We start from the raw sequence: 13728 nt of genomic DNA on the forward strand, positions 1-13728 counted from the left end.
TTAATTATCAGGATATTCTTTCTTCCAATATCTTTCTCTTTGTCTATTAAATTTCGCTCTTTCTTCTTTTGTTAATGGTTTTTGACCAGCTGGATGATTTTTTCTATAATTTCCTTTGCCCCTATGATCTTCTGGATGCATCTCTCTAAAAGGCCCATTTGCATTTTGACCTTCATGATGTATTTCAACTGGCATTCCGTCTTTTTTAAATGTTGGTGCACGACCAGGTGTTGCAGGAGGATTTAACGAATCTCTATCAACCTTATTTTCTTCAGGTATATGAATATCATCATCATTAACATTAGCACTAGTATCATTATTAGCATCACCATTCATCATGTTTCGCATACCATTCAGCACTTCATCACCATAAGTAAGTACAGCTACAGCAGTTACCGCTGTCATCAAAAGCTCTCCAAAAGGTGTTGGTTCAACGAGTGATACAGTCCAACACGTTGCTAGTGCGGCAGAAGCAGTAGAAGTTGATGAATTATTCTCAATAGATGCTGGCGAAACAACTACGTCATCAATGATATTATCAACACCTTTAGTTAAGGAAATCCATTCACCTGTTGCTCTTATCCAAGTACCATTTGAATCAGTCCAAATCATTTTATTCAAAGCACTCGTGCCATTCAAGTTTGAAGGTGGATCTGCTGCTGACATACCATCAGGGTCAATGTAACGTAATGGATTATTATAACAATAAGTAAAAGTACTCCATCTTCTTGAGGTTTCCGCTAGTGGGTCAATATTCATCCATCTACCTAACGCCGCATCATAATTCCTTGCACCATAGTCGTACATGTTAAGCCCCAGCTCATCTTGCAGCTCTTTACCGTTGTATTTATACTTGTACGTAGGCGGTATTGTATTGATAGGCTTCAATTTAAATACCTCGGCTTCTTTTATATATGCTAACCTATCGCTGTTGTAATTCTTGTGCTTTAACCCAAATGGGTAGTAATGATTCTCCTCTAGTATCTTAAGAACGTTGGTTGCAGGGTCTTTGCCATAACTTACTCTAATGTTACCCAAATGGTCTGTGTAGTTAAACACATAACTGTAAATACCTAAACCTCTTCCCGTTGGTGGTGTATATTTTACATACCCTTCTGCATGAACAAAAAACTCTAATTTTGTATTTAGGTATTGGTAACCATTTACATAATCCGTTACATCATTTGTGGTGGCATTAACTACTTTTTTTTGTAGTTTTTGACCTAATGCATTGTAAAGATAAGAAATTTCTCCATTAGTTGTACCTTCAAAAGTTATTTTTTTGGGTAAGTTTAAATGGTTGTATATAATACTGCTTATACCCTTATTCGCATCAGCTATCATGTTGCCGTTTGCGTCATAGCTGTAGTCGTCTGTTTGGTCGTTTACTCCATCACAATCGCCTGTGTTTATATCTGAGGTTTCATTAAACCCTTGTGGACTATTGCTTAAATCGATAACTTTGACTAATAAATTTGCATTATTAGCATCGTAAGTGTATTTCAAATCATCAATTAAATTTGCACTTACCATACCATCTGAATCTAAATCACCATATCTAGTTAATGTTTGAATATTGCCATTCTTGTCATAACTCATGCTCTCTGCATAATTGTTGGGTGTAGAAGTAAGACCTGGTTTGCTATAATCTGCGTTTAATAATCTGTTTAAATCATCATAGCTGTAGGCGTATTTACGCTTTACATTATCGGCACTTGTCTTCCATAAAGTTTCTGTGATGTTGCCATTAAACAAGCCTGCGCTTTCATCTTCCTTTTGGTCGTAATTTATTTTAAATGAAAACAAATCATTGCCCATGTTATTTACATCATTAATTGTCTTTAACCAGCCCCTAATGTTATATGAGTAATCTACCTTTTGCAAAGGCTGTACTCCTGTTAGGTCTGTACCGCCTATGTTTTTGCTTAGCAACTGCCCTAGTTCATCATACGTGTTCAGCGTAAGTAACTGTTCAGGGTCTGCATTGATTTGATGTACGTGTTTGGTTATTCTATCTTGTGGGGAATACTCAAACCTATCTCTAGTAACTAATTCGGTAGAGGTAGCATAATATTTATGTTTGGTAAGTGTATATAAGGTTTTACCTGCCCAATCTAGTTTGGTATCTACTTGGGTGTAGCCTCCTAAAAAGTTTTTGGTGTAGGCTCTCACGGGTCTATATCTGGTATCGTATAGCGTGTAGCTGGTTTCGTTTGTTGTAGTGCTTACATTGTCTAGCACACGTACCCACGTACCTGTTGCTAGTCCTTTTAGGTTTGTACCTTGTATGCTTTGTTCTTCTACTTGTGAAGGGATAGTAGGTGCATTTGGATAATCGTAGTTGTCATAATACGTTACGGAAAGTAATTTAAAGTCTGTTGGAAAAACCGTGTTGGTGTATTTCGTGGCTACAGCATCAATGGTAACTGTAGCTGTTGCTTTGCTCTCTGATAAATTTGTATTAGCGTCTAGAGCTGTTTGCAAGTTGTTTCTGTCTTGGCTTGTAGCCACAGCCGTGCCGTTGTACCAGCCTGTATATACAGGTCTGTTAAAAACATCATATTTTGTAAGCATCCATCCTTTATCCGTATCGCCTCCTCCCCATGGGTTATAAGCTGGTCCTGTGGCAACTACGCGGTCTAGTTTATCATATACGATATACTCCCATTGCTTACCTGGTAGTTTCTTTTCTACTAAACGGTTTCTGTAGTCATATTTGTACTGGTAACATAGATTATCTAGTATCGTTTGGTCAATTGTACCACTAACTGCTGGGGGAATAACATAGGTTAAATTGCCATAGACATCATAGACATAATACGTTTCATGTGGGTCGTTATTGTTATAAGTACGTTTTAAAACTACCCTCCCCTCTTTGTCTTTGTATTCCTCTGTGCGTCCTACGTTACTTGTTTCTCCTGGTGAATTCTCATCATACGTGATGGTCTTGTATAGTTGGTTTGCCTCATAAAAATTATAATCTGTAAATGAAATAGCATACAATTTAGTATCTTGATTCCACTCTGTCTTTGCAAACAAACGTCTAACATCATTTTCTAAATTAGTTTGGTAAGCAAATTTTATCTCTCTACCACTTCCCATAGCCCAAGGGTTTCCAGGTGCTGCTTGTTTAAAAACTCTACTCAGCGGAGAGGCCTCTAACAGTTTCTCTGCATAGGGGTTTTGGGTGCCTCCGTTATAGCTAGTATAAAAACTATACACAGCTGTAGCGGCACTGCCATTATAGTTTAAACTGGTGTTTTGACTCGCATAGGGTAAAAATTCTTTGGTTTGTCTTCCATAGGCATCATACTCCATATGGGTCACAATATCTTTTCCTGTATTTGACTGCCCATGTGCTACTTGTTGGATGGGTCTGCCTAGACCATCAAAATACGTTACTTGGGTGGACGCTTGAGATACAGATGGAGTTGCATAAGCAGTACCCGTAGGTTGCTTGTAAACCTTTGTTTTTACCCAGTTCTGGTCTGGGCTTTGTGCTAGTGCAACAATTGGGATACTCAATAGTATATATAGTATTTTCTTCATCTTGCTTTAGTTTTTGTAATGGTACTCATTTTCAGAAAGTATATTGCCCTCTTTGTCTTTGACAAATTGTAGTCTATTAAAACTATCATAATGATAGGTTTGTTTATCCCCTTTTGGGTCTGTGGCTGTACTAATTCCAATTAATGGTTTGTGGGTATAGGTTGAAACCATCGCATTTGGTAAAGCTGTACGTAAATTATTTAATGCTGTACTGAGTGCATTTTCATCTGTACCGTTAGAAAGCGTTTGTAAATTTGCTTCATATTGTTGCACTTGTGCATAGGTTGCGTTCTCAATTTTTGCAATGGGCAAGGATTTATTGTATCCATAAATCATAACTATGCTCGGGCTATTATTTTGACTAAATTCCAGTATGTTTCCTATATCATCATATTTATTAATAATAGCAATATTTTGAATATCATTTTGACCTTTTTGGATTAAGAAATTTACAGGCTTTATTTTATTGTTTGTAATTCCATTTTTTTCATAACTCTTATTAAATGTTTTAATATGTTGACCATTTTTTGTTGTTAATTCTTTTACTGTTTCACCCATTACATTATTAATAAACGAATATTCATACATATAAGGTTCAGATAAGTTTTCATGAGAGTATATATAAGTAGTAGATTCAGTAACTTCATCAGAATTAAATTTAGTCTCCATTTTTAGATACCTTCTTGGAGAATAGGAAAAAGTGGTTAAATTTTCAATCGGATTTCCATTTAAATATAAAACTTCTTTTACACTGCTTAGTTTTGAATCATATGCGTAAATAGGATAAGCCCCTAATAAATAACAACTAATAAAAGTTTGAGGATTAAAATAACAATAATAGTTACATTTATTAGAATCCCAAGACTGACTACCTGACCCAAATAAAAATTCAATCGGCATTGATTTAAGACCTAAGCTTTTTAATTTGATTCCATACTCAATATCAGATATATAAAAGTTGTACGTATAAAATGTCTCTTTTTGTAAAATATTTAAATTGTTTTTTACTGTCTCTTTTAAAATGTTTCCATTTTGATTATTAGTATTACTATCATACAATGATGGTAATGTAAAATTTTCCGAACAAAACCAAGGAATAAGTGGCTTGTTATAAAATTCTTTTTCTATTGCTCCATTATTAATACTGTCAACTATTTTTCTTGTTACTTTAGAATATCCAACATTATCCGAAAAATTAAATCCATCACTTGAAATAAAACTATCATTGCTTAATGCATTATAAGCAATTGAAAAAAGTTGAGAAGAACACCAATCCGGTGGATTACAATTTGTTGCATATGCATTTGGAACCCTTCCATATTTATATTGATTATTTGATCGAGTTAATCGTTTTGGCAATAAAGCTTTTCCTTCTTCATAAAACAATTGTTCTGTTATTAAATTACCTCTACCATCATTTAGAATTTTCTTTTTTAATCGCAATCCATTACCATATCGTAAAGTTTGGTCAAATACAATATCAAAAAAGAAATTAGTTGCACTGTTTAATTCATAATCAAACTCAACACTTCCACCAGATGGATAAATTACTTTTTTTAGAATATTTGCTTTGCAATATGAAATATCTGGATTCATATTATTTGAAGTTACAAAACCTAAATCATTAAATCCAGGATAAATATCTACCATATTAGGTAACAAAGAGGTATTTGTTAATTTTCCATTTGCATACCCCCAATAATCTCTAGCAAAAGAATTTTTTTCTGGTAATAGATTTTGTTCATATTCAAACACATAATCTTTTTCTTCATAAGTATTTACTGAAGTTAATTGTAATCGAGTTTTTAGATGTGCTTCATTGAATAAAGTCCAATAGAAAACAATATTATATTTACTGTTCACTGGATTATTAGCACTAAGAAAATAATCATAATTAAATTTAATCTGTTTTACAAGCGTGTTATTTAGGTCTTTAACATAAATGTTATCTAATTTAAAAAAATTATTATCACTTCTTGTACTTGTATTAAATTCAATCTTACCTGAATCAAAAATAATGTTCGAAATAACTTTATGTCCTTTTGTAATGTTTAATGATTTAGCAGTATTTGTTACGATTCCATTTGAAGTAAGAATTAAATTATCTAAATCCATATTGAAAAAAGAATTGCCATTAACTGATAAATAATTTAAAATACTATAGTAAAAAGGAGTAAAACCTTGGTCGAAATTCATTCCTGTATTTTTATTTTGTCTTTGGGCTATTTGAGTGATATGATTAATATCTCCTTTATTATCATAATTTAATGTAATTAACTGATTATTATAATTTTGAATTTTAGTTAAAAACCAATTTCTATTAGTTATGAATTGTGTTCCTGTACCATCAATATTAAACACTTCCTCTTTCTCTTCAAAAAAATATAAATTACCTTTATCATCTGTAATTTTTATACCCATTGCTGTTTTTTCTGCTTTATACGTTAAATTATTTAAAATTTTAAATTTTACAATACCCAATACATCATTTGGAGAATATAAATCAGTAACTGTTGTCATTTTTAGTTGCTGACCAGGAAGATTTACAATAAAATAATCCGGTTCTGAATCATATACATAGTTAACAATATCTTCTTTTCTTTGTGAAACACCATTATAAAACGATAGCTCATAAAATGATTTTTTAACTCCATTTTGTATTTCAGGTGCTATAATTGGAGAAGTTATTGAACCATTAGTATAATTAGATACATCTACTGAATATTGATTTATATTTTGCTGATCTGAAACAAATGGTGTATATGTTTTAAAATAATCAGGTCTTATAAATCTCCTTTCAACACTTAAATCATCAAAATCATTAACCATTTGAACTATAGTAGGCAGCGTTAAATTCCATCCAAGTCCAACCCAACTAGCTTCTTCTGTAACTTTTATACCGTTTGAACTTGTGTATTTTAAAGTGATTGGAATTTCAATATCATTGTTTTTTAAATTATATAATTCAATTTCATAATGATTTGAACCTGTATATTCATCAATCTTTACCTCTCCTTGCTTAAGAAAATTGTATGTGTTTGGAGTTAACGGTGCTTTAGGAAAATTTGATAAGTATTTCTGATAACTTTCTTGGTTTTGTGAAAAACAAGAAAAAATAATTATTTGAAAAATAAAAATATAATACTTCCTCATAACTTAATCTTTTATAATTTTTACTGAATGTTTCTCTATGTTGGTATGTACTTCTACAATGTAGATGCCTGATGGATAATTAGTAAGCTCTACGGGTAAGGTTCTGCTACCTGAAAGGGTAAATTGTTGCAATAATCTACCGTTAATGTCAAATAACGACGCTGTACCTTCTTGATATTCATAGCCTATTAATACGTTTGTAAACGTAATTGCAGGATTTGGTGCTGCTTCTAGTGGCAATTTAATTTTTTCAGGTTTCTGTTTGTCTTTTACTTTTACAATCCAAAAATCTGCACCACCAATACTACTTTGTTTATCTCTTGATGTAGCGCCATTTGATGTACCTGCTAATAAATACCCTCCATCTCGTGTTTCAAACAACTTTCGTAATACTTCTTCTCCTTTACTTCCAATAGTTTGTGTCCAAAGTTCTTCTCCCTTTGCATTTATTTTTAAAGCGATATAATCGTTAATGCCTTCCTTGTCTGCTTTTTTAATTTTTGTTGTGGTTGGCTCGTTTTGTTCCGACTGGGCATAACCACCAATCAAATAAGAACCGTCTTTGTTTTCTACTATTGACGTTAAAACATCTTTACTGCCATAATCATAGGTTTCTTGCCATTCTAGGTTTTTATCTTTGTCAAATTTTAATAACCAAAAATCACTGCCGTTTTTACTCGATTTTGTTTTACTACTTGATGTGCCTGAATTAGAATTACCTCCTACCATAAAGCCACCATCAGCTGTCAGTTGTAGAGCAAATAAATTATCATCCGCTTCTGCTCCAAGGGTTTGTTGCCAAAGTAATTGTCCTTGACTATTTAATTCTACCAGCCAAAAATCACCCAATCCATAGGCATCTTGTGTTTTATCTCCTGACTGAGGAGAATTAGAATAGCCTCCAGCTAAAATATTTCCGTTAGCTAATACCACTATATCTTTTAATTCATCTACATAACTTCCTCCCAATGTTTTTTGCCATTCAATTTTTCCATCACTTTTTAATTTAACAATCCAAAAATCTAAATTGCCTCGTGTATCTTCAGATTTGCCAAAAACATCAAGCAGACCCATATCATTTTTTTCTGTTTTGTATGAAGCTGATGTACCACCTATAACATAACCTCCATCTTTGGTTTGACAAATAGTCTGTAATTTCTCTTGACCACTACCGCCAATAGTTTGTTGCCATAGTTCATTCCCTTTGGCATCTAATTTTAGTATCCAAAAATCGTCATGTCCTTTGGCATCTGCTTTCTTATCAAATCCTTTGTTTGAATTAGACGTTCCTGCTAGTATGAAGCCTCCATCTGTGGTTAACTTCACACTGTACAGCATATCTACACCTGCACCGCCAAAACTTTTTTGCCAGTCGAGTTTGCCTTTTTCATTCATCTTCCAAAGCCAATAATCCAAATCGCCTTTGTTTATGGCTTCTTTATTACCCGTCTTCCCAGAAATAGAACTTCCAGCTAAAATAAAGCCATAGTCTGGGGTAGGTTGCGCATCTAACAGATACTCTGCATGTTTGCCTCCTAAGGATTTTTCCCAAAGGATTTCTTGAGCGAAGGAATTGACAAATAGCAAGAGACTTAAAATCAAAAATTTTGTTTGGTGTTTCATATATATGTAATGTATAATTAAGTTGGGCAATATAGGAGGTCTTATTTTTAAAACGTTGCGTAATTTTACTCAATTTGCAATAAAAATACATGTCCATTTTTAGACATAGTACACGTAAATTGATACAAGTATTCTAAAATTGCTATTATTTTAAAAATCGCAAAAGAGACCGTTTCAAACGTAGTATTTTATTTATATAAAAACAATACGCATTAAAATGTGTTAAATTATAATTTATTGATTTTCAATGATATAAAAAACATTTAGATTTAAGCTTTAGAAGAATTGAGTGAAGATTCTAACAAAATAAAGACTCAAAATTTTATACAATTTTTGTATTTAAAGACGATTAGAACGGTTAAATAAAATTATTCTATACTTAATCTTTTTTTAAGCATTTTTTTTAATAATGGAAGAAAAATGGAAGTATTTTGATGAAAAACATACAGAAATGTGTATAATGTATTTCAAATTAATTATACAATAAAATCAAGTAAACAAGGAAAATAGCAAAAAATAATTGCTTTTAATAGAAAATCTTTAGTTTTTTTTATTTTTACTCTTCAATAAAATTCTGAATAAATTTTAAAATTTGATTTGAAGTTAAATCAATATCGCCCACAGTCGTACCAAAAGCCTTTTTTCATTTTTTTTGAAGAAGGTTCTCGGTTCAAAAGTTCGAAGATAAATCTTCTATTTTCACAAAAAACCCTGTAAAATATTTATTTCACAGGGTTTTTAATTATTAATATTGATAATTTAAACAAGTAAAGACATTAATAATTCTTTTTTGTTTAAGTATTGGTACTCAAAACCTTTAGCTGTCATTTTTTCTTTAATTTTGTTAATGGTAATTGCCTCTTTGACTTCAACTCCTACTACTACGGGGCCTACTTCCCTATTATTTTTTTTAATGAATTGAAAATAAGTTATGTCGTCATGTTCTGTTAAAACATCATTGACAAACTCTTTTAATGCACCTGGTCGTTGCGGAAATTGAACAATAAAATAATGTTTTAATCCTTCATATAATAACGAGCGTTCTTTAATTTCTTCTGTTCGCTCTATATCATTATTACTTCCGCTAACAATACAAATTATATTTTTATCTATAATTTTTTCTCTATACAAATCTAAAGCGGCAATTGTTAATGCGCCAGCGGGTTCCACAACCAATGCTTCTTCATTATATAATTTTAAAATAGTTGTACATACTTTTCCTTCAGGTACTATTAAAATTTCATGAAGATAGTCTTTGCAAATTTCGAAATTTAATTTTCCCACTTGCTTTACTGCTGCTCCATCAACAAATCTATCAATTTTTTGGAGTTGAATGGGTTTCTTATTCTCAATAGCTGCTTTCATTGAGGGTGCACCTAGAGGTTCAACACCTATAATTTTAGTAATTGGACTTAAAACTTTAAAGACACTTATTATGCCTGCTACTAATCCACCACCGCCAATAGGAACAAATACATAGTCTATGGGATCTTTAAAAGAATCTAAAATTTCTAATGCAGTTGTACCTTGTCCAGCAATTACGTGTTCATCATCAAAGGGATGAATAAACAACATGCCGCTTGCCTGACAATCTACTAATGCGGCATTATACGCATCATCAAACGTATCTCCTTCCAAAACAATTTCTACAAAAGATTTTCCAAATAATTGTACTTGTTTAATCTTTTGCTTTGGTGTTGTTTTTGGCATAAAAATTTTTCCTTTTATACCTAATAATTGACAAGAATAGGCAACTCCCTGTGCATGGTTTCCGGCACTTGCACACACAATGCCTCGTTGTGAATCTTTTGCATGTAAAGATTGTATTTTATTAAACGCTCCTCGTATTTTATAGGATCTAACTACTTGTAAATCTTCACGTTTCAAAAAAACATTAGCTTTATATTCGCTTGATAAATTTACATTAAGCAATAAAGGGGTTGGCGAAATAACTTTTCTTAGATTTTCTTTTGCTTCTAACGTTTTATTAAATAAGTTCATTATTACAATTTTGGTCGCAATTTTCTAACTGCGGCACCTGCCTTCCAAAGCTCTGATTCTCTAATTTCAGCTAATTCTACATCTAATTTTTCTCTATAATCTGGGCTACTACCTTCTATAATTACTCTTGTTGCTTCTCTACCCGAAGCTACTTCTTCATATAATTGTTCGAAAATTGGCTTGGCTGCTTGCTTGAATTTACCTTTCCAATCCAAAGCTCCTCGTTGTGCGGTTACAGAAGTATTGGCAAACATCCAATCCATACCGTTCTCTGCAACTAGAGGCATTAAACTTTGCGTTAGTTCTTCAACTGTTTCATTAAAAGCTTCCGAAGGTGAATGCCCATTTGACCGAAGTACTTCATATTGCGCTTCAAACATCCCAGCTAATGCGCCCATTAATATGCCTCGTTCACCTGTTAAATCTGAATACACTTCTTTTCTAAAATCTGTTTCAAATAAATATCCCGAACCCACACCAATACCTAAAGCTATCGCTTTCTCATAGGCTCTACCTGTAGCATTTTGATACACAGCTATACTTGAATTGACACCTTCACCTTTTAAAAACAATCTTCTTAAAGAAGTACCCGATCCTTTTGGTGCAACTAAAATTACATCTACATCTGCGGGTGGTATAATATTTGTTTGCTCGTTAAATATTATTCCAAAACCATGAGAAAAATAAAGTGTTTTACCTGCTGTTAAGGATTTTTTGACTTGTTGCCAAGCATCAATTTGGCCTGCATCTGATAATAAATATTGAATAATTGTTGCATTATCACAAGCTTCTTCTATCTCAAATAAAGTTTCTCCTTCAATCCAACCATCAGCGATTGCTTTCTTCCAACTTTTTCCTCCTTTTCGCTGTCCAATTATTACATTGAAACCATTATCTCTCAAGTTTAACGATTGCCCTGGACCTTGTACACCATAACCGATAATTGCTATCGTTTCATATTTTAGGGTATCAATTGCTTTTTCTAAAGGAAATTCTTCTCTTGTAATAACGGTTTCTTGAACTCCGCCAAAATTTATCTTTGCCATTTTATATTAATTTACATTTGAAATATTTGTTGTTTTTGATCTAAATATTGATTTGTTATGGGTTGCCCTTTCGGATTATTATTTTCCATTTCTACTATCATTTTATGTATGCCATGGCTTTCTTTATTTATGGCCACTCGAGAACTTTTCACAAATTCAATTAAGCCATACTTAGTAAGTTTTTGTAATACGTTATGAATTTCTTCTTCTTGTCCCGTTACTTCAAAAACAGTGTAATCGTCTCTTATAACAATTGCTTTTGCTCCATATTCTCTTAACAAGCGTTCTACTTTTACTTCTTTCATAATAACGGGTGTAGAGACTTTATATAGCGCTATTTGTTGCCAAATTATTTCATCATTTGTATTACAAAACACTTTAAAAACATCAATAATTTTTTCTAACTGACAGACTAAGTTTTTTACTACCGAAGGAGTTTCTATAACAACTATTGTGAATCTATATATATTCTCTACCTCGCTTGGAGAAGTATTTAAACTCTCTAAACTAATTTTTCTCCTGGAGAACATAATGGCTATTTTATTAATTAAACCAATATGATTTTCTGTGTAAATTGTTAATGTAAATTCTTGTTTCATTATATATCTTTTTTACGTAAAACAATATCTGCAACTCCTTTACCTTGAGGAACCATTGGAAACACATTGTCTTCATGAATAACTGCTATTTCCAATAAGTAAGCTTCACTATGATTTAACATTTCTTGTAAGGCGGTTCGCAACTCTTTTCGTTCACTTATTTGTTTTCCTTTTATATTGTATCCTTTAGCTACTTGAACGAAATTTGGGCTTTGAATATCTGTAAAAGAATAGCGTTTTTCATGGAATAATTCTTGCCATTGACGAACCATTCCTAAAAAGCTATTGTTTAATATAATAATTTTCACATCAGGTTTAAACTGCATTATAGTACCTAATTCTTGAATGTTCATTTGTACACCTCCATCGCCTATTATGGCAATAACCATTCGTTCAGGTGCGCCATATTTTGCACCAATTGCAGCAGGTAAAGCAAATCCCATGGTACCTAACCCTCCACTAGTTATATTGCTCCTAGTTGTGGTTTGTTCTGCATAACGACAAGCAATCATTTGATGTTGACCTACATCACTCACTATAATGGCATTACCTTTAGTTAATTCATTTAAAACTTGAATTACTTCTCCCATTGTTATACCGCCCATTTGGGGAAATAATTCGTTATGTATAAGCGCATCATATTCAATACTTTTCTTTCTTTCAAACTCAGTTAACCAATCTTCATTATATAAATTTGACACTAAGTCTGTAAGCAAAGGCAATGACTCTTTACAATCTCCCCAAATTGCAATGGTAGAATCAACATTTTTATCAATTTCCGAAGGATCAATATCTAAATGAATAACTTTAGCTTGTTTAGCATATTTATCTAATCTTCCAGTAACTCTATCATCAAATCGCATACCTATAGCTATAAGAACATCACATTCATTTGTTAAATAATTAGGACCATAATTTCCATGCATACCTAACATTCCAACAGCTAACGGATGATTTGTGGGTATTGCTCCTTTCCCCATAATTGTCCATGCAGCAGGAATAATTGCTTTCTCAATAAAATCTTGCAACTCTTTTTCGGCATTACCTAAAATTACTCCTTGACCAAAAATTACAAATGGTTTTTTTGCTTTGTTTATAACAGAAATAGCCTGTTGTATTGCCTCTACCCTTATTTCTGGTTTGGGTTTATAGCTCCTTATGCACTTACAAAAATTATACCCTTGATAATCAAATAATTGTAACTGCGCATTTTTAGTAATATCTATTAGTACAGGCCCAGGTCTTCCACTTTTTGCAATATAAAAAGCCTTAGCTAAAACTTCTGGAATTTCAGTTGCATCTGTTACTTGATAATTCCATTTAGTTATAGGTGTGGTAATATTTATTATATCTGTTTCCTGAAATGCATCTGTTCCTAATAAATGAGCAAAAACCTGACCCGTAATACAAACTAACGGCGTGGAATCAATCATAGCATCCGCTAAACCCGTAACTAAATTTGTTGCGCCTGGACCGCTTGTAGCAAATACAACTCCAGTTTTTCCACTTACTCTAGCAAATCCTTGTGCAGCATGAATGGCGCCTTGTTCATGTCTTACTAAGATGTGATTAATTTCTTTTTTATAATCAAACAAGGCATCATAAATTGGCATAATAGCGCCTCCAGGATAACCAAATATAGTAGCACAACCTTCTTGCATTAGTGCATCAATAACCGCTTCACTACCCGAATATTGCCTTATTTCATTTGTAATTAACTTACTTCTTTTCTCTTTTGTCTCCATTTTTTAATTCTT

7 protein-coding genes are annotated in these 13728 nt (G+C 32.5%); all 7 read right to left on the reverse strand.

The genetic code is table 11. The features are described 5' to 3' along the window. Positions 1-3549, reverse strand: a complete 3549-nt coding sequence (locus tag RF683_RS05355; protein ID WP_309531313.1) for a DUF6443 domain-containing protein — start codon at positions 3547-3549, stop codon at positions 1-3. A gap of 6 nt (positions 3550-3555) precedes the next feature. Beyond that, positions 3556-6702, reverse strand: coding sequence for a hypothetical protein (locus RF683_RS05360; RefSeq protein WP_309531314.1), 3147 nt, complete (start codon positions 6700-6702; stop codon positions 3556-3558). Positions 6703-6705: 3 nt separating this feature from the next. Next, a complete protein-coding gene (locus RF683_RS05365) occupies positions 6706-8325 on the reverse strand; it encodes a T9SS type A sorting domain-containing protein (RefSeq protein WP_309531315.1) in 1620 nt (539 codons plus the stop codon). A 759-nt stretch (positions 8326-9084) separates the two neighbouring features. Continuing rightward, complete coding sequence (ilvA, locus tag RF683_RS05370) at positions 9085-10326, reverse strand: threonine ammonia-lyase IlvA (protein ID WP_309531316.1); 1242 nt, start codon at positions 10324-10326, stop codon at positions 9085-9087. 2 nt (positions 10327-10328) lie between these two features. After that, on the reverse strand, positions 10329-11372 hold the full coding sequence (gene ilvC, locus RF683_RS05375) for a ketol-acid reductoisomerase (RefSeq protein ID WP_309531317.1): 1044 nt from the start codon (positions 11370-11372) through the stop codon (positions 10329-10331). An 11-nt stretch (positions 11373-11383) separates the two neighbouring features. Then, positions 11384-11971, reverse strand: a complete 588-nt coding sequence (ilvN, locus tag RF683_RS05380) for an acetolactate synthase small subunit (protein WP_309531318.1) — start codon at positions 11969-11971, stop codon at positions 11384-11386. After that, on the reverse strand, positions 11971-13716 hold the full coding sequence (gene ilvB, locus RF683_RS05385) for a biosynthetic-type acetolactate synthase large subunit (RefSeq protein ID WP_309531319.1): 1746 nt from the start codon (positions 13714-13716) through the stop codon (positions 11971-11973). The genes ilvN and ilvB overlap by 1 nt, the downstream gene beginning before the upstream one ends. Positions 13717-13728 lie beyond the last annotated feature (12 nt).

The sequence above is a fragment of the Flavobacterium sp. 20NA77.7 genome (assembly GCF_031326205.1).
In the GTDB taxonomy this organism is placed as follows: domain Bacteria; phylum Bacteroidota; class Bacteroidia; order Flavobacteriales; family Flavobacteriaceae; genus Flavobacterium; species Flavobacterium nakdongensis.